The sequence below is a fragment of the Streptomyces sp. NPDC089799 genome (assembly GCF_040684755.1).
Lineage (GTDB): Bacteria > Actinomycetota > Actinomycetes > Streptomycetales > Streptomycetaceae > Streptomyces.
In genome coordinates this window covers 253109-270418 of sequence record NZ_JBFBGR010000004.1, presented here as the reverse complement: position 1 = coordinate 270418, position 17310 = coordinate 253109, and the positions used below count along the sequence as shown (strand labels likewise).

At 73.3% G+C, this 17310-nt stretch carries 15 protein-coding genes; 6 read left to right on the top strand and 9 right to left on the bottom strand.

Annotation, left to right across the window (positions count from 1 at the left end; genetic code table 11):
• Positions 1-109 precede the first annotated feature (109 nt).
• The 3 genes from AB0O36_RS05750 to AB0O36_RS05740 form a co-directional block, all read right to left on the bottom strand.
• Complete coding sequence (locus AB0O36_RS05750; RefSeq protein ID WP_365104500.1) at positions 110-1366, bottom strand: glycosyltransferase; 1257 nt, start codon at positions 1364-1366, stop codon at positions 110-112.
• Positions 1367-1579: 213 nt separating this feature from the next.
• On the bottom strand, positions 1580-3643 hold the full coding sequence (locus tag AB0O36_RS05745) for a thioredoxin domain-containing protein (RefSeq protein ID WP_365104497.1): 2064 nt from the start codon (positions 3641-3643) through the stop codon (positions 1580-1582).
• Positions 3644-3780: 137 nt separating this feature from the next.
• Positions 3781-4476, bottom strand: a complete 696-nt coding sequence (locus AB0O36_RS05740) for a hypothetical protein (RefSeq protein ID WP_365104495.1) — start codon at positions 4474-4476, stop codon at positions 3781-3783.
• Between the two features lie 116 nt (positions 4477-4592).
• On the opposite strand from AB0O36_RS05740, the gene AB0O36_RS05735 reads away from it, so the two are divergent.
• Positions 4593-8057 carry a tetratricopeptide repeat protein gene (locus AB0O36_RS05735; protein ID WP_365104492.1) on the top strand — a complete coding sequence of 1155 codons (3465 nt, stop codon included), beginning with the start codon at positions 4593-4595 and terminating at the stop codon, positions 8055-8057.
• Positions 8058-8226: 169 nt separating this feature from the next.
• On the opposite strand, the gene AB0O36_RS05730 is transcribed toward AB0O36_RS05735, so the two are convergent.
• Positions 8227-8460, bottom strand: a complete 234-nt coding sequence (locus AB0O36_RS05730; protein WP_365104490.1) for a hypothetical protein — start codon at positions 8458-8460, stop codon at positions 8227-8229.
• A gap of 2 nt (positions 8461-8462) precedes the next feature.
• Positions 8463-9344, bottom strand: coding sequence for a mycothiol conjugate amidase Mca (gene mca, locus AB0O36_RS05725; protein WP_365104488.1), 882 nt, complete (start codon positions 9342-9344; stop codon positions 8463-8465).
• Between the two features lie 121 nt (positions 9345-9465).
• Between mca and AB0O36_RS05720 the strand changes: the two genes are divergently transcribed.
• Both AB0O36_RS05720 and greA read left to right on the top strand, forming a co-directional pair.
• Positions 9466-9882, top strand: coding sequence for a DUF4307 domain-containing protein (locus tag AB0O36_RS05720; protein ID WP_365104485.1), 417 nt, complete (start codon positions 9466-9468; stop codon positions 9880-9882).
• Between the two features lie 337 nt (positions 9883-10219).
• Entirely contained in the window at positions 10220-10717 is a 498-nt protein-coding gene (gene greA, locus AB0O36_RS05715; protein WP_365104482.1) for a transcription elongation factor GreA, read from the top strand.
• Positions 10718-10863: 146 nt separating this feature from the next.
• Here greA and AB0O36_RS05710 read toward each other — a convergent pair whose 3' ends face one another.
• From AB0O36_RS05710 to ilvA, 3 genes are all read right to left on the bottom strand, one after another.
• Entirely contained in the window at positions 10864-11724 is an 861-nt protein-coding gene (locus tag AB0O36_RS05710; RefSeq protein WP_365104702.1) for an ABC transporter permease, read from the bottom strand.
• 2 nt (positions 11725-11726) lie between these two features.
• Entirely contained in the window at positions 11727-12758 is a 1032-nt protein-coding gene (locus tag AB0O36_RS05705) for an ATP-binding cassette domain-containing protein (RefSeq protein WP_365104479.1), read from the bottom strand.
• 271 nt (positions 12759-13029) lie between these two features.
• The gene (gene ilvA, locus AB0O36_RS05700; protein ID WP_365104476.1) at positions 13030-14262 is read right to left on the bottom strand and encodes a threonine ammonia-lyase; all 1233 of its coding nucleotides are present in this window, start codon (positions 14260-14262) and stop codon (positions 13030-13032) included.
• A 263-nt stretch (positions 14263-14525) separates the two neighbouring features.
• Here ilvA and AB0O36_RS05695 point away from each other — a divergent pair, with 263 nt between their 5' ends.
• The 3 genes from AB0O36_RS05695 to AB0O36_RS05685 all read left to right on the top strand — a co-directional run bounded on the left by AB0O36_RS05695 (position 14526) and on the right by AB0O36_RS05685 (position 15967).
• Complete coding sequence (locus AB0O36_RS05695; RefSeq protein WP_365104473.1) at positions 14526-15056, top strand: MarR family transcriptional regulator; 531 nt, start codon at positions 14526-14528, stop codon at positions 15054-15056.
• A gap of 240 nt (positions 15057-15296) precedes the next feature.
• Complete coding sequence (locus tag AB0O36_RS05690) at positions 15297-15719, top strand: RNA polymerase subunit sigma-70 (RefSeq protein ID WP_365104700.1); 423 nt, start codon at positions 15297-15299, stop codon at positions 15717-15719.
• Positions 15716-15967 (top strand): hypothetical protein, encoded by a 252-nt coding sequence (locus tag AB0O36_RS05685; protein ID WP_365104471.1) that lies wholly within the window; start codon positions 15716-15718, stop codon positions 15965-15967. Before AB0O36_RS05690 ends, AB0O36_RS05685 begins: the two co-directional genes overlap by 4 nt.
• 155 nt (positions 15968-16122) lie before the next feature.
• On the opposite strand, the gene AB0O36_RS05680 is transcribed toward AB0O36_RS05685, so the two are convergent.
• Positions 16123-17298, bottom strand: coding sequence for a cystathionine gamma-synthase (locus AB0O36_RS05680; protein WP_365104469.1), 1176 nt, complete (start codon positions 17296-17298; stop codon positions 16123-16125).
• Positions 17299-17310 lie beyond the last annotated feature (12 nt).

The following is a 17310-nucleotide window of genomic DNA, read 5'->3' as shown; positions in this document are numbered from 1 at the left end:
CCGGGCCCGCCCGGGCCGGGACGGGTGGTGGTGGAGGAGACGGCGGCGGCGGACCGGGGTTCAGTGGCCGGGGCCGTCGCCGTGGCGGAGGCCGGGGGCAGGGTGGCGGTCACTGGAGGCTGTCCTCTCGGGTGAGATGGGCGCCGGTGTGGCTGGTGAGTTCCCACTCGTTGCGGCCGCGCTGCTCGCGCCAGACCGCCCGGATCGCCGCGCCGGCCAGCATGACCTGGTAGAACGGGCCGCCCACGACGAGCTTGAGGTAGTGCACGAAGCGGACGCGCAGACCGTACTGGCGGCCGAAGTCGTGCAGCCCGACGATCTCGAAGACGAACGTCACCATCGCGGTGATCATCGGGAGGAAGGTGATGATGGCGATCCCGACGGGCACGTCGAGGAAGAGCGCGACCGCGGCGTTCACCGGGATGATCACCCCGGAGGCCGCCTGCATGAACGGCGTCATCAGGGTGTAGCGGGCCAGCCAGCGCTGCCCGCGGCCGGGCAGCTGCCGCCAGTCCTTCTTCCGGTAGACCTGGAGGAAGCCCTGGTTCCAGCGGGTGCGCTGCTTGAGCAGGCTGAGCAGCGACCCGGGGGTCTCCTCACGGGTGACCATGTCGGAGTCGTAGGCGACGACCACCTTCTTGCCGACCGAGGACAGCCGTACGCCGAGGTCGCAATCCTCGGCCAGACAGTTCTGGTCCCAGCCGCCGGCCTCGCGGAGCACCTCGGTGCGGACGAACACGGTGTTGCCGCCGAGCGGGATGAACCCCTTCTGCGCGTGCAGGTGCAGCCGGGAGCGGAACCAGAAGAAGTACTCCAGGCAGTTGCGCAGGCTGTACCAGCTGGAGTGGAAGTTGATCAGCTGGACCCCGCCCTGGACCACGTCTGCGCCGGTGGAGCGGAACGCGTGGTCCACGTGGGCCAGCAGCTCCGGGTGCACCTGGTCCTCGGCGTCGAACACCCCGACGATGTCGCCCCGGCAGTGCGGCAACGCGGTGTTCAGGGCCTTGGGCTTGTTCTTCGCCTCGTGGTGGTCGACGACGACCCGCACCCGGTCGGGCGCGCGGCCGGCCGCCCGCTCGGCGACCTCCGCGGTCTCCGGGTCGTCGTGGCCGACGATCACGATGATCTCGTAGTCGGTGTGGCCGGATTCGAGCAGCCGGTCGATGGTGTGCTCCAGAACGGCCTGCTCGTGCCGGGCCGGCAGGAGCAGCGAGAAGGACAGCCCGCCCTCGCCGTCGGGCCGGTCGAAGCGGGTGGCCGCGAGCGTCTCGGGCGTGCGCCAGGCGTGCATCTGCCACCACAGCGTGAACGCGGCCATCCAGAAGAGCGCCAGGGAAATGGCAGCAATGAAGACGGACGTGAACAAAAAGATCCCCCCACGGGCAGGCCGCGGCCGGCCCTTGGCCGGACCGCGGCGAGCTGAAAACCCCCCTGGGGGAACCACCGGCAGGCCCCCCGGCCCGCCGCCCCCGCAGCCATGAGACTAGGCAGCGGAGGTGAAACCCAGACACTCTTCAGATAAAAACCACGTTTCCGAACTGAGCCATCATCCAGTGGAGTTGACGGCACTCCGGGATCTTCAGGGACGAACCCCACCCAACTGGCGGGCCAATTCGACCGGATCCGTCGTAGGCCGCGCGCAGACGAAGTGGCGGCACACGTACGCCGTGGGGAGGTCGTGCACGAGTGTGCGCTCGGCCAAAAGTGGGAACTCCCCGTCACCCGCCCCCTCACCCTGCGGCATGCCCACCGCCACGACCGCCCCGGGAGCCGTCCCCAGCAACGCCGCCCGGTGCAGCTCGGCCGTGGCCGGGTCGTCCGGGTGCCCGGCCACCGCGACCTCCCGCGGACCGTCGAGCAGCGCCTCCGCCACCGCCAGCCCGTGCCCGATGAAGCGCGGGGCGCGCGGACCCAGCGCGTGGACCACGCCCAGCGCCCGCTCGGCGGCCGTCCGGTGCGCCTCCGACCCGGTGTGCGCGGCGTACGAGAGCAGCGCGCCGGCCGCCGCCGTCCAGCCGGACGGGGCCGCGTTGTCGGTCGGGTCCTGCGGCCGGCGGATCAGCCGCTCCGCGTCGTGCGCGGTGTCGTAGAGGGTGCCGTCCTCGGCGGTGAACCGGTCCAGCACCAGGTCCACCAGCAGACCGGCGAAATCCAGCCACACGCCCTCGCCGGTGACCGCGGCCAGCGCCAGGAAGCCCTCGGCGACGTCGCCGTAGTCCTCCAGCACCCCCGCGTTCGCCCCGGCCCTGCCGTCCTTGCTGGTCCGGGTCAGCCGGGCCCGCCCGGCGGCCGCGTCGAAGTGCACCCGCACCAGCAGATCGGCCGCCTCGGTGGCCCGCTCGACCAGATCGGGCCGCCCGAAGTACGCCCCGCACTCGGCGAGCGCGGCGATCGCCAGCCCGTTCCAGGCCGCCACCACCTTGTCGTCCCGGCCCGGCGCGGGACGCTGCCCCCTGGCCTCCAGCAGCCGGGCCCGGATGCCCTCGATCCGCTCCCCGTCCACCACCGGCCCGTCCTGCGGCAGCTGCAGCACCGAGGTCCCGTGCTCGAAGGTGCCCCCCTCGGTCACCCCGAAGTACTCCGCCGCCAGCAGCCCGTCCTCCTCGCCGAGCACCTCCCGCAGCTGCTCCGGCGTCCAGACGTAGTACGCCCCCTCGACGTGCTTCCCACTGACCGGGTCCTCGCTGTCCGCGTCCAGCGCCGAGGCGAACCCGCCTTCGGAGGTCCGCAGCTCCCGCACCATGAAGTCCGCGGTCTCCACCGCGACCCGCCGCGCCATCTCGGACCCGGTGGCCCGCCACAGGTGCGCGTAGGCCCGGCAGAGCAGGGCGTTGTCGTAGAGCATCTTCTCGAAGTGCGGGGTGACCCACGCCCGGTCCACCGCATACCGGGCGAACCCTCCGCCCAGCTGGTCGTAGATCCCTCCCCGCGCCATGGCCTCACAGGTGTCGGCGGCCATCTGGAGCGCGCCCTCGGCGCCGGTGCGGGCGTGGTGCCGCAGCAGGAACTCGATCACCATGGACGGCGGGAACTTGGGCGCCCCGCCGAACCCGCCGTGCGCCGCGTCGTACTCCCGGGTGAGCTGGAGCAGGGCCCGCGCCATCTCCTCCGGCCCGGGCACCCCGGCCCGCCCGTAGTCCAACTGCCGCCCGGCGAGGTCCCGCACGATCCGCTTGGCCACCTCGGCCACCTCGTCGGGCCGCCCGGTCCAGGCGGTCCGCACCCCTTCGAGCACCTGCATGAAGGAGGGCATCCCGTGCCGCGGCTCCGGCGGGAAGTAGGTCCCGAAGTAGAACGGCTCGGCGTCCGGCGTCATGAACACGGTCATGGGCCACCCTCCCTGCCCGGTGGCCGCCTGCACCGCCTCCATGTAGACGGAGTCGACGTCGGGCCGCTCCTCGCGGTCGACCTTGATGTTGACGAAGTGCTCGTTCATGAAGGCGGCGGTCGTCTCGTCCTCGAACGACTCGTGGGCCATGACATGGCACCAGTGGCACGAGGAATAGCCGACGCTCAACAGCACCGGCACGCCGCGCTCCCGCGCCTCCTCGAACGCCCCGGACGCCCAGGGCACCCAGTCGACCGGATTCTCCGCGTGCTGGAGGAGGTAGGGGGAGGTCTCGTTCGCGAGGCGGTTCGGCATACGGCCATCCTGCCGCAGGAAGCCCACCGGCACCCGCAGGGACCGCAGCCGGTCCGCCTGATGGACGTCGAGGCGGCCCCCGGCCGGACGAGGCGGGTCTGATCAGGGCGTGTTCCGGATGCCATGCGCCCTGAGCGTCAGGCGCGGGTGCAGACGTGGGTGGTGGTGCTGCCGGAGCGTTCGACGTGGCGGATGGTCAGGGTGTTGCCGGCACAGGTGACGGACAGGCGCTGGTCGTCGGCGGGGCGGCGGGTGCCCGGAGGCTGCCAGGGCAGGGTGAGTTCGAAGCCGTCGCCCACCGTTTCGGGGACCTGGTGGGCCTGGGTGCCCGTTTCCCTGGTGAGGGCCTTCGGGCCTTCGTGGACCTCGATCGCGAGGACACCGCCGCCGTGCAGCCGGTGGGCACCGCGCCACGCGCCCTCGCCGCCCTCCCATGCGATGGACCAGAAGGCCAGGTCGACCGTGGCCTTGCCACGGACCACGTCGCCGCCCGCCATGGTGGATTCGATGGTCCAGGCGCCCTTGAGGAAGGCTTCGAGAGCCCGGGTCAGCACCGTGCGCGACGGCGTGGGGACGACGGCCCCGGTGGGGGATCCCGCCGGAGTGCCGGTGCCGGTGCCGGTGCCGGTGCCGGTGCCGGTGGCGGTGCCGGTGGCGGGTGCGGAAGTCGCGGACCGGGCGGCCGGGTCCTTCTTGCCCGCGCAGGCGGCCAGCAGGGTGGCGCCGGCGCCGATGGCGAGGTAGCGGAAGGCGTTGCGCCGGCCTATCAGGCGTGCCGCCGCTCTGATGTCACGCACCGTCATGTCAGCCCCCGTGTAGGTGAGTTGGATCAAGAAGGTTGAGTGTAGGTGCCCGTTCTTCCCTCTGATCTAGCTCAGATTCTCTCGCCAAGGAGGGGGGTGGGCAGGACACTGGGGAGCCCTGTCGGGACGCTCGGAGGGAATTGCTGATGCGGGACGTCCATCGGAGCGAGGCCGAGCGGCTGTTGGCGCGGGCGGTCGACGAGGAAGTGCGGCGGTCGGGGACCGGGGCGGCGGCGGTCGACGGGGCGGTGCTGCTGGCGCGGGGGCGGGAGGCGCTGGACGCGCTGGCCGCGAGCGCGGCGGAGGAGTACGGGGCGTACGTACGCGCGCTGGACGGGGCGGCGGCCGGGGAGGAGTCGCTCGGCGAGGCGTTCCGGCGCGGGAACACGGCGACGGCGCTGCTGGTGACGGCGGTCGGGGCGCTGGCGGCGTTCGGGGCGGACATGGCGCTCGGGGTGGATTCCGGTACGGCGCTGGGGGCCGGGGCGGTGGTGGGTGCGGCCGGGGCGGTCACGGCGGTACTGAAGGTGACGGCGACGCACCTGCCGGCCGCGCACCGGCGGGCGGGTGCGCTGGGGCAGCCGGGCGGGCCGGAGCAGCTGCGGCTGCAGTGGCTGTCGGCGCTGGAGGTGCGCGGGATCCGGCCGTTCCTGGAGCAGCAGCGGAAGGTGGCCGTGGCCGCGCGGGTGCCGCGCCGGGCGCCGGGCACCGGGCCGCAGCTGCGCGGGGCGGACCGGAGCGCCGAGGCGCGCAGGCGCCGGGTGCTGGAGCAGAGCTTCGGGCAACTGCCCGAGCCGGCCGGGGACTTCGAGGGGCGACGGGCGGAGGTCGCGCGGATCGGGCAGTGGGTGCAGGCGGCGCGGGCCAGTACGGAGACCCGGCCGGTGGTGGTGGTCCTGCACGGCGAGCCGGGGGTGGGGCGGACGACGCTGGCGCTCCGGGTGGCGCACCGGCTGCGGGACCAGTACCGGGGTGCGTGCGTGGTGGACCTGCGGGGCGGGTCGGCGCCGCAGGGCGGGAACTCCCCGTCGCCTGGCGGGGAGTCCGCGTTGCCCGGCGGGGAGGCCCCGCTGCCGACGCGGGAGGCGCTGCTGCACCTGCTGAACCGGCTGGGGGCGCCGCGGGAGCAGTTGCTGTTCCGGGAGCGGGCCTCGACGGAGCAGCAGGTGCGGAAGCTGGGCGAGCTGTACCACCAGCACGTGCAGGGGCTGCCGGTGGCGGTGGTGCTGGACGACGCCGTGGACGCGGAGCAGGTGCGGCTGCTGGTGCCGGAGCGGTCGGACTCGCTGGTCCTGGTCACCGCCCGCGAGCCGCTGGCCCTGCCCGCGGACACCCCGGCGTGGGTGCACCACCTGGAGGTGGCGCCGCTGGCCGGGGAGGAGGCTGTCCGGCTGCTGCTCGCGGGGGCGGGCGGGCAGGCGGAGTCCGGTTCCATGGAGTCCGCTCCCGTGGAGTCCGCCGGGCTGGCACGGGAGGCCGGGGGGCTGCCGCTGGCGTTGCGGGTGCTGGGGCCGCTGGTGCCGCGGCTCGGGGCCGGGCCGCTGGCGGAGGCCGTGCGGGCGGCGGCCCTCCCGGACGTCCCCCGCGGCGCGGGCGTGGCGGGTGGTGCGGATGGTGCCAGGGGTGCCGTCGGTGTCGGTGGTACGGGCGGGCCGGCCGCGCGGGCGCTCCGGGTCGCCGGGCGGGAGCTGCCGGAAGGGGCCGCGCGGCTGCTGGTGCGGTTGCCGCTGGCCGGGCGGGCCTCGCTCGGGGCCGCGGCCGCCGCCGCGCTGCTCGACGTACCGGAAGAGGAGGCGCTGGCCACGCTGGAGGAGCTGTGGCGGGCCGGGCTGGTCGACCGGGTGCGCGGGAACCGCTTCCGGATGCACGACGTGGTGCGTGCCTACGCGGCGGCCCGGCAGCGTGAGACCCCCGGCCGGGAGGTGCTGGCGGCCGCGCACGAGCGGCTGATCCGCAACTACGCCCAGCTCGCCGACTCGGTGATCCGGCTGGTGGACGGGCGGACCTCGACCCGGGCGAACCAGTTCGGCGGGCACGGGTTCGCCTCCGTGGAGGCGGCGCTGGGCTGGCTGGACGAGGAGTCCTCCTTCATCACGGCGGCGCTGCGGCACACCGAGGGGGTGGACCAGCAGGCGGTGCTGGACCTGCTGGGTGCGCTGTGCGACCACTGCCTGCTGCGCGGGGACCTGTACCGGCTGGGTGAGATCAACGAGCTGACGCAGGCGGTGGCCGGGACGGCCGACGGGCCCGGGTCCGACCGGCCCGGGTCCGACAGCCCCGATTCCGACAGCCCCGATTCCGTCACGTCCGACGGCAAGTCCGGCGTCGGTGGTGCCGGCGACAGCCGGGCCGTGCTGGTCCGCTCGGTGCAGTGGCGTACGGGCATCGCCGCGCGGCAGCTGGGCGAGTTGGACCGGGCGCGTACGACGCTGAGCTCGGTGGTGGACCAGTTCAGGGAGGCGAACCAGCAGGCGGGGGCGGCCCGTGCCCTGGTGTCGCTGGGCATCACCCTGCACCACCAGGGACATCTGGCGGAGGCGGCCGCGAAGATCCGCGAAGCGGTCGCGATGCAGGAGGCGCCGGAGCTGACGGGCGACCGGGCGTGGGCGCTGCACGCGCTGGCGGCGGTGGAGCGGGACCTGGCGCACCTGCCGGAGGCCCTGTCGCTGCTGGAGGTGTCCCTCGCCCTGCACCGGGAGAGCGAGAGCGTGCACGGGGAGGCGTGGGCGCACTTCCAGCGGGGTCAGGTGTACCTGAGGACGGACGCCGTGGAGGCGGCGGAGGAGGACTTCCACCGGGCGCTGGACCTGTACGGGCGGACCCGTGACGCCCGGGGCGAGGCGTGGGCGATGACCCAGCTGGGCCGGTCACGGCTGGTGGGCGGAGACCCGTCGGCCGCGGCGGGCCGGCTGCGGGAGGCGCACGTACGCCACCGGGAGGCGGAGGACGTCCGCGGGGAGGCGTGGTCCCTGTACTACCTGGGGCAGGCGCTGGAGGAGCTGGGCGAGCGGGACCGGGCGGTGCGGGAGCTGGAGCGGGCGCGGACGATGTTCTCGCGGATGCGGGACGTGTACGGGCTGGCGTGCGCGCGGCACCATTCGGGCCGGGTGACCCGCGACCAGCGGGCGGCGCAGACCGGCAACCTGCGGAACTCGGGCTTCGCCCGGCAGCTGCTGGTGGACGCTCGGGCGGACTTCCGCCGGATCGGGCTGGCGCACGGGGAGGCGTGGACCTGCCTGGAGCTGGCGGTGGTGGACGCGGGGAACGGCCGGCTGGCTCAGGCCCTGTCGCTGTGCGAGGAGGCGCTGGCGCTGTTCGTCTCGTACGGCGACCTGCGCGGGCAGGACTGGGCGCGGTTCCTGCGCTGCACGGTCCTGCCGTACGCCGGGGGTGCCGGGGGTACGGGGGACGCGGAGGCGGCCGGGGCGGAGCTGGAGGCGCTGGCCGGGGCACCGCACCCGGCGCGGGACGCCCGGCTGGAGGACTGCGTGGAGGCGTACGCGGCGGTGCTGGCGCGCGGTGCGGACCCGGCGGAGGGCTGGCAGGCATGGCGCCTGCAGATGGTCCCGAACCGGCACTCCCGCGAGATCATGGGCGTCCCGGTGACCTAGCGGCACCAGCGGCGGCGCCCCACCGGTTTCCGGGGAGGGACCGGGGCCGGGGCGGGCCCGTGAACCCGCCCCGGGCCCGCACCGGACGCACCCCGGACCCGCCCCCGGAACCCGGCGGGCGGTCCGGGCCGCTACGGGCGGTCCGGGCCGCTACGGGCGGTCCGGGCCGCTACGGGCGGTCGGTGTCCTTCGGGGCCGTGGCACCGGCCGGTGCCGGGGCGGGGGCCTCCTCGAAGTTCACCCGGCCCATGTGCCGGCTCATCGACTTCATCAGGCCCCACACGCCGAGGGCCAGGGCCGCGAACACGATGAAGCCGAGGATGCCCGGCGTCACCTTGTTCTTGTCGAAGGTGTCTGCGGCCAGCGGGAGGAACTGGGTCACGACTGCCTGGGAAGCGCTCATGTCTACGCATTCTCCCGGATGCCCGCGAAGAGGTCGTCCTCGGGGATGGCGGTGTCGACGAGCGACTTCGCCAGCTCGTACTCCTCGGTCGGCCAGACCTCCTTCTGGATCTCCAGCGGGACGCGGAACCAGCCGCCGTCGGGGTCGATCTGGGTGGCGTGGGCGATCAGGGCCTTGTCGCGGATCTCGAAGAACTCCGCGCACGGAACGTGCGTGGTCAGGGTCCGCTCCTTGCGCTCGAACTCCTTCCAGCGCTCCAGCCACTCCCCGTAGGGGGACTCCAGGCCGCGGTCCAGCAGCGCGTGGTGCAGCGCGAGGGTGCGCGGCTTGTTGAAGCCCTGGTTGTAGTACAGCTTCTGCGGCCGGTAGGCCGGGCCGAACTCGGCCTCGGGGTACTTCTCGGTGTCCGACGCCCCGTCGAAGGCCACCATCGTGATCTTGTGGGTCATGATGTGGTCGGGGTGCGGGTAGCCGCCGTTCTCGTCGTACGTCGTGATGACCTGCGGCCGGAACGCGCGGATCTTCCTCACCAGGCGGCCGGCCGCCTCGTCGACGTCCTCCAGGGCGAAGCAGCCCTCGGGCAGCGGCGGCAGCGGGTCGCCCTCGGGCAGGCCGGAGTCGACGTAGCCGAGCCATTCCTGCTCGACGCCGAGGATCTCCCGGGCCTCGTCCATCTCCTTGCGGCGGACCTCGTGGATGTTCTCCTCGATGTACTTGTCGCCCTGGAGCTTGGGGTTGAGGATCGAGCCGCGCTCGCCACCGGTGCAGGTCACGACGAGGACCGGCACCCCCTCGGAGACGTACTTGGCCATCGTGGCCGCGCCCTTGCTCGACTCGTCGTCGGGGTGGGCATGGACGGCCATCAGTCGAAGCTGCTCGGTCAAAACAGGATCCTCTGTGATTCGGCACCGTCGAGGGGTGGCGGTCGGCTGGCGGTGGGGCGGCTTCTATAGTGACCGAATCGGGGGGCGGAAAAATTCCTGGCCCCCGGAGAGAGGAACGATCATGGGCTCGGTGCGCGAGGGACTGCCCGGAGGGCTGCCCGAGGGGCGCTACGGCCGTTCCGCCGACGAACGCGCCGACCGCAAGCTCAAGATCGTCGGATCGGTGCTCGGGGTCGCCCTGCTGGGCGTGGTCGGCTGGATCGGCTGGGACTACGTGGCCGGGCAGAGCGTCAGCGCCGAGGTGATCAAGTACGACGTGGTGTCCGACTCCGAGGTGCAGGTGCACCTGGAGGTCCGCAAGGAGGCCGGCGTCACCGGAGTCTGCACGCTGAGCTCCCAGGACAAGGAGCACAGCGAGGTCGGCCGGGCCGACTTCACCTTCGCCCAGCCCGGGAAGCGGATCGACGAGATGGTCACGCTCAGGACCACCGGCCGGGCGACGATGATCGAACTCGTGGGCTGCCAGCCCGCCGGCTGACCCCTCTCCCCCGCTCCTTTCTCCCCCGCTCCTCGCTCCCCGCCCCTCCTCCGCACACGCCCGGCCGGAGCAGCGGAGCAGCCGCGGCAGGATCGTGCCGAGGGTGCCCGGCGCGGCGGGGCGGTGACCCCGTACGGGCCCGGTGTCACGGGGCCGGCACGGCCCCGGAACGGGCTCCGGGAGCGCCGCGGCACGACCGCGGCGGACCTGCAATGACACACTTCATACACACGGTGTCCTCCCCCTTTTCTTCCCGAATTGTTAGGCTCGTGGTTTCGCCCGCACCGCTGCGACGGCTGCGCGGCCATGAAGTCCCCTGTACCGACGAGGAGCACCTGTGACCCAGACGAGCGAGAGCGTCACCTGGCTGACCCAGGAGGCGTACGACCAGCTCAAGGCCGAGCTGGATTACCTGTCTGGTCCCGCCCGCACGGAGATCGCCGCCAAGATCGCGGCCGCCCGCGAGGAGGGTGACCTCCGTGAGAACGGCGGCTACCACGCGGCCAAGGAGGAGCAGGGCAAGCAGGAACTGCGCGTACGCCAGCTGACCCAGCTGCTGGAGAACGCGAAGGTCGGCACCGCCCCCGCGTCCGACGGCGTCGTGGCGCCCGGCACCGTGGTGACCATCGCCTTCGACGGCGACCCGGACGACACGATGGAGTTCCTGCTGGCCTCGCGCGAGTACGCGTCCTCGGCCTTCGAGACGTACTCGCCGCAGTCCCCCCTGGGCTCCGGCGTGATGGGCAAGCAGATCGGTGAGGACGCCGAGTACGAGCTGCCGAACGGCAAGAAGGCGTCGGTCCGCATCCTCGGTGTGAAGCCCTTCACCGGCTGACCGGACGAACGCACCCGGAACGCACGTGCGGAAGCCCCCCACCGGCCGGTGGGGGGCTTCCGCACGTCCGGGACCCAGCCGTACGCCGGCCGGGCCGCAGCCGTACGCCGCCCGGAGCGCAGCCGTACGTCGGCCGGGCCGACGTCTCAGGCGGTGGCCGAGCGGTACTTGCGCACCGCCAGGGTGCGGAACGCCACGATGATCAGCACCGACCAGACGGCGGACGCGATCACCGGGTGCTGCATCGGCCAGGCGTCCGGCGCCTGGTACCCGGGCGGCAGGTTCCCGAACAGCTCGCGCGTGGCCTGCACGGTCGCGCTGAACGGGTTCCACTCGGCGACCGTCTGCAGGAAGGACGGCATGTTGTCCGAGGGCACGAACGCGTTCGAGATGAACGTCAGCGGGAAGAGCCAGATCAGGCCGCCCGAGGTGGCCGCCTCCGGGGTGCGGACCGACAGGCCGATCAGTGCGCCGATCCAGGAGAACGCGTACCCCATCAGCATCAGCAGGGCGAAGCCGCCCAGGACCTCGCCGACGCTCGTGTGGGTGCGCCAGCCGACGATCAGCGCGACCACCGCGAGGACCGCCACCGTCAGCGCCGTCTGCACCAGGTCCGCCAGGGTGCGGCCGGTGAGGACGGCGCCACGGGCCATGGGGAGCGACCGGAACCGGTCGATCAGGCCCTTGTGCATGTCGTCCGCGATGCCCGCACCCGCGCCGGCGGTGGCGAAGGTGACCGTCTGCGCGAAGATGCCCGCCATCAGGAACTCGCGGTAGGCGGCGGGCGAGGTGCTGCCGCCGACGCTGATCGAGCCGCCGAAGACGTAGCTGAACAGCACGACGAACATCACCGGCTGGATCAGCCCGAAGATGATCATCTCGGGGATCCGGGACATCCGGATGAGATTGCGCTTGGTGATGACCAGGGAGTCGCCGAGCGACTGCAGGACCCCGCCCCGCGGCCGCGGCGCGGCGAGTCCCCCGGCCCCGGTCGTTCCGTTCGCGATGCTCACTTGACCGTCTCCTTCCGCGCCTTCCGGCCGCCCTTGGCCCGGTCCGCCGACCCGGCGGCCCCCGCACCGCCGTTCTCCTGCTCCGCCAGCTCGGCCGTGTGGCCGGTGAGGGAGATGAAGACGTCGTCGAGGGTGGGTCGGCGCAGCCCGATGTCGTCGATCTCGATCCCGCGCCCGTCCAGCTCGCGGATGACCTCGGCGAGCAGCCTGGCGCCGCCGGTCACCGGGACGGTGAGCTTGCGCGTGTGCTCCTCGACGGTGGCCTCGCCCTTCCCGAAGGCGGCCAGCACCCCGCGGGCGGCCGGAATGTGCACGGGGTCGTGGACCACGACCTCGACGCGTTCGCCGCCCGTCTGCGCCTTGAGCTGGTCGGAGGTGCCGCGGGCGATGACCCTGCCCTGGTCGACCACGCAGATGTCGTGGGCGAGGTGGTCGGCCTCCTCCAGGTACTGGGTGGTGAGCAGCAGGGTGGTGCCGCCGGCCACCAGTTCCTGGATGACCTCCCACAGGGCCTGCCGGTTGCGCGGGTCCAGGCCGGTGGTCGGCTCGTCCATGAACATCACGGGCGGCCGGACGACGAGCGCGGCCGCGAGGTCGAGGCGGCGGCGCATGCCTCCGGAGTAGGTCTTGGCGGTGCGGTCGGCGGCGTCCGCCAGGTTGAACCGCTCCAGCAGCTCACCCGCGCGGGCCTTCGCCGCCCTGGCACGCATCTGGTAGAGCCGGCCGACCATTTCGAGGTTCTCACGGCCGGTCAGGTATTCGTCGACGGCGGCGAACTGTCCGGACAGGCCGATCGCCCGGCGGACCTCGTTGGGGTGCTTGAGCACGTCGATCCCCGCGACCACGGCCCTGCCGCTGTCGGGCTGCAGGAGGGTGGTCAGGACACGCACGGTCGTGGTCTTTCCCGCACCGTTGGGGCCGAGCAGGCCCAGCACGGTGCCCTCGGGGACATCGAGGTCCACGCCGTCCAGGGCTCGTACGTCGCCGAAGGTCTTCACCAGACCTTCGGCGTGGATCGCGCCTGGCATATGGAGTCTCCCAGTATGAATCGGGTGTTACCCATGTTTCGCACGCAAATCGTATGAGCAGAGCGGTCGACACGCCCATACGAGCGACACGGACTCCACGCTAACGCGCTATATCGCGTCCCGCCCGGGAGTTTCCACAGGTCTCACCCGGGAGATTCCGGAGCTCCCGCCCCAGGGGGCCCGCAGCCCTCACCCGGAGGTCCGGCAACCCGACACCAAATCCGGCGGGCATCCGGCGGTCCGGCCGCCCCGGCGCTCCGGCGCCCCGTGGTCAGCCCAGCACCCGGTAGCCCGCGTTGTGCAGGGCCCGCGCCACCTCCGTGCAGTGCTCCGGCCCCTTGGTCTCCAGGTGCAGCTCGACCTCCACCTCCGTGAGCCCCAGCCGCGGGTCGGTCCGTACGTGGCTCACGTCCAGCACGTTCGCGTCGGCCACGGACAGCACCCCCAGCAGACCGGCGAGCGCCCCCGGCCGGTCCGCCACCTGCAACCGGAGCGAGAGGTAGCGGCCCGCCGCCGCCATGCCGTGCCGCAGGATCCGCTGCAGCAGCAGCGGGTCGACGTTGCCGCCGGACAGCACCGCCACCACCGGCCCGTTCCCGTACAGCTCCGGCTCGCTCAGCAGCGCCGCCACCGGGCTGCACCCGGCCGGCTCGACCACCAGCTTCGCCCGCTCCAGGCACAGCAGCAGCGCGCTGGACAGCTCGTCCTCGGAGACCGTGCGGACGTCGTCCACCAGCTCCCCGATGATGCTGAACGGCACGTCGCCGGGGCGCCCCACCCGGATGCCGTCCGCCATCGTGGTCGGACTGTCGATGGAGATCGGGTGCCCGACCGCCAGCGAGGGCGGGTACGCCGCCGCACCCGCCGCCTGCACGCCCACGACCCGCACGTCGGGCCGCAGCGCCTTCACCGCGACCGCGACCCCCGCCGCCAGCCCGCCGCCGCCGATCCCGACGACGATGGTCCGCACCTCCGGGCACTGCTCCAGGATCTCCAGGCCGACCGTGCCCTGCCCGGCGATGATGTCCCGGTGGTCGAAGGGGTGGATGAACACCGCGCCGGTCCGGTCCGCGTAGTCCTGCGCGGCCGCCAGGGTCTCGTCCACCACCTGGCCGTGCAGCCGCACGTCGGCGCCGTACTCGCGGGTCGCGGCCACCTTGGGCAGCGGGGCCCCCACCGGCATGAACACCGTGGCGCGCACCCCGAGCAGCGAGGACGCCAGGGCCACGCCCTGCGCGTGGTTCCCGGCGCTGGCCGCGACCACCCCCGCCGCCCGCTGCTCCGGACGCAGACCGGCGATCCGCACGTACGCGCCGCGCAGCTTGAACGAGCCGGTCCGCTGCAGGTTCTCGCACTTGAAGTGGACCGGGGAACCGGTGAGCGCGGACAGGTGCCGGCTGCCCTCCATCGGAGTCACCCGCGACACCCCGGACAGCATCTTCTGTGCCCCCCGCACGTCGTCGAGGATCACCTGGGGTACGGGTCGGGGCACGCGGTAGCTCATGCCGCAAGTCTTGCAGCCCGGGCCCTTTCCGGCGCAAAGAGATCCACGGGAGCCCGGTCGGCACGGGTCTCGCCATGCGGAACGCCGTACGCGGCATGCGCCGCCTGCCCCACACTTGCCCCCGGTACGGCCCCGGACTCGGCGAGCCTGCCTCCGTCGCCGTATCCGGTGACCCAGTTCCCTCACGACGCGTACGGGCCACAGTCCATCCGCGTACGCTGTCCCCCATCCCTGTCGGCCCCACGCGAAGAGAGCCCACGGCCATGCCCTCCATCCCGGCCAATCCCGACCTGCCGGCACAGGCCGCGCACGAGCGCGTTCCCGCCGGAGCCGGCCTGCTCGACGCGCTGCAGCACCAGGTCGCGCTCTTCGCCCGCCGGGCGGAACAGACCCGCCTCGGCGGTGTCGGCCAGGCCCGCAACTCGATGGACCGCGCCGCGTACCTGCTGCTCAACCGGCTGGACCTGGAAGGCCCGATGGGCGTCAAGGCGCTGGCCTGCGGGATGGGCATCGACTCCTCCACCGTGACCCGGCAGGTCGCCCCGCTGGTGGAGACCGGCCTGGTCAAGCGGACCTCGCACCCCGAGGACGGCCGCGCGGTCGTCCTGGCGCTGTCCCCGCGCGGACTGACCCGGCTGGAGGAAGTACGGTCCTCGCGGCGCGAGCTCATGGCCCGGGTGACGGACGGCTGGAGCGAGGACGAGCGCGAGACCTTCGCGACCCTGCTCACCCGCTTCAACCTCTCGCTGTCGGATCTGATGGGCGCGGCGTCCGAGGGCGGCCCGACCTCCTGACCCCGTCCGGCCCGGCCCGGTCCGGCTCCTTTCGTCCCGTCCGGCCCTTCCGGACCGTCCGGCCCCCTGACCTGACACGGCCCGGCCCGGTCGGGCCCGCCGACCTGACACGGGCGGCGGTCCGGCCGTGAACCGCCCCGTCCCGCCTCTTGACCCGACCGGCCGGGCTGCCCGCACCATAAGCACGTGGACGACCGGGGGTTCGGCGGCTTCGGGTATTCCGGCGGGTCCGGGGACCCCGTGGAGCTGGAGGAGTTCAAGGCGTTCGTCGCGGGGGCGGCGGGCCGGCTGCTGCATGTCGCCACCCTGCTGACCACCGAGCCGGAGGGCGCGAACACCGCCGCGCGGGCCCTCCTCTCCGGCGCCCTGGCCCGTACGTTCGCCGACTGGCCGCGGCTGCGCGGCGACGACCCGTACGACCACACCCGGCAGGAGCTGTGCGCCGCCTTCGCGCGCACCGCCTGGCGGCACCCCCGCGGCCGCGGCGGACCGCTGTCCCGGCTGCGGCCGCAGGCCCGCCTGGTCGTCGTGCTCCTGGTCCACGAGGGGGTGGCCGAGCCGCAGGCGGCCGCGCAGCTGGGGCTGCCGGTGGAGCGGGTCAGGGCGCTGCGCGCCCGCGCGATCTCGGTGCTGCGGCGCCCGCGGCAGGGGGCGGCGGCATGACCCCGCCCGACCGCAAGGAGCTGGACGTCCGCCGGATGCTGGCCGGGCCGCTCCCGGCCGTCCCGGCGGACCTGGCCTCGCGGGCCGCCGCCCGTGGCGGGGTGCTCCGCAGGCGCCGCCGGGCGCTGCGCCGGCTGGGCTGGTGGCTGCTGCTCACCGCGGCGGTGGCCTTCCTGGTGTGGGCCTCGCTCGCCCGCCCCTGGGTGGTCCCGTCGGAGTCGGTCGCCCCGCCGCTGGAAGGCTGGTAGCGGGGGCGCGTCGGGCGTGCGGGCCACGGCGTACGCGCACGGCATACGACGCACGGGCACGACTCACGGCGTACCACGTACCGCGTACGGCACGGCGTACGAGCCTGCGCGGTCCCGTACGGCACGGGTGGTGCCGTACGGGACCGCGGAACGCGTCAGCCCAGGGCCTGGGAGAGGTCCGCGAGCAGGTCGTCCACGGCCTCGATGCCCACCGAGAGACGGACCAGGTCGGACGGCACCTCCAGGGCCGAACCGGCCACCGAGGCGTGCGTCATCCGGCCGGGGTGCTCGATCAGCGACTCGACGCCGCCGAGGGACTCGCCCAGGGTGAACAGCTTCGCGCGGTTGCAGACCTCGACCGCCGCCTCCTCGCCGCCCGCGACCTGGAAGGACACCATGCCGCCGAAGGAACGCATCTGCTTGGCGGCGACCTCGTGGCCCGGGTGCTCGGGCAGACCCGGGTAGAGGACCTTGGTGACCTTCGGGTGCCCGGTCAGCATCTCGGCGACGCGCGTCGCGTTCTCGCTGTGCCGGTCCATGCGGACGGCCAGCGTCTTGATGCCGCGCAGCACGATCCACGAGTCGAACGGGCCGGCCACCGCACCCATCGCGTTCTGGTGGTACGCCAGTTCCTCGCCGAGCGCCGCGTCGGCGGTGACGAGTGCTCCGCCCACCACGTCCGAGTGGCCGCCCATGTACTTGGTCAGCGAGTGCACGACCACGTCCGCGCCCAGCGCGAGGGGCTGCTGCAGGTAGGGCGAGGCGAAGGTGTTGTCCACGACCAGCTTGGCGCCCGCGGTCCGCGCGATGTCCGCGACCACCGCGATGTCGGTGATGCCGAGCAGCGGGTTGGAGGGGGTCTCCACCCAGATGACCTTGGTCTTGGGGGTCAGTGCGGCCCGCACCGACGCCGGGTCGGAGGTGTCGGCCACCGACCACTCCACGCCCCAGCGCGAGACCACCTTCGCGAACAGGCGGAACGTGCCGCCGTAGGCGTCGTTCGGGATGACCACGTGGTCGCCCGGGGAGAGCAGGGTGCGCAGCAGGCAGTCCTCGGCCGCCAGGCCGGAGGCGAAGGCCAGACCGCGGCGGCCGCCTTCGAGCGCGGCGAGGTTCTCCTCCAGCGCGGTCCGGGTCGGGTTGGCGCTGCGGCTGTACTCGTAGCCCCCGCGGAGGCCGCCGACGCCGTCCTGCTTGTAGGTCGACACCTGGTAGATGGGGGGCACGACCGCGCCGGTCAGCGGGTCGGCCGTGTTGCCCGCATGGATGGCGCGGGTCTCGAAGCTCTGGTGCTCGTGGCTGTGGTGGCCGTCGTGGCTGTCGTGGCTCATGCAGCAGAGCCT

Coding starts and splice junctions, on each gene's coding strand:
- AB0O36_RS05745 (WP_365104497.1), bottom strand. CDS start 3,643: ATGCCGAACCGCCTCGCGAACGAGACCTCCCCCTACCTCCTCCAGCAC.
- AB0O36_RS05720 (WP_365104485.1), top strand. CDS start 9,466: ATGGGCTCGGTGCGCGAGGGACTGCCCGGAGGGCTGCCCGAGGGGCGC.
- AB0O36_RS05730 (WP_365104490.1), bottom strand. CDS start 8,460: ATGAGCGCTTCCCAGGCAGTCGTGACCCAGTTCCTCCCGCTGGCCGCA.
- AB0O36_RS05680 (WP_365104469.1), bottom strand. CDS start 17,298: ATGAGCCACGACAGCCACGACGGCCACCACAGCCACGAGCACCAGAGC.
- AB0O36_RS05735 (WP_365104492.1), top strand. CDS start 4,593: ATGCGGGACGTCCATCGGAGCGAGGCCGAGCGGCTGTTGGCGCGGGCG.
- AB0O36_RS05685 (WP_365104471.1), top strand. CDS start 15,716: ATGACCCCGCCCGACCGCAAGGAGCTGGACGTCCGCCGGATGCTGGCC.
- ilvA (WP_365104476.1), bottom strand. CDS start 14,262: ATGAGCTACCGCGTGCCCCGACCCGTACCCCAGGTGATCCTCGACGAC.
- AB0O36_RS05705 (WP_365104479.1), bottom strand. CDS start 12,758: ATGCCAGGCGCGATCCACGCCGAAGGTCTGGTGAAGACCTTCGGCGAC.
- AB0O36_RS05695 (WP_365104473.1), top strand. CDS start 14,526: ATGCCCTCCATCCCGGCCAATCCCGACCTGCCGGCACAGGCCGCGCAC.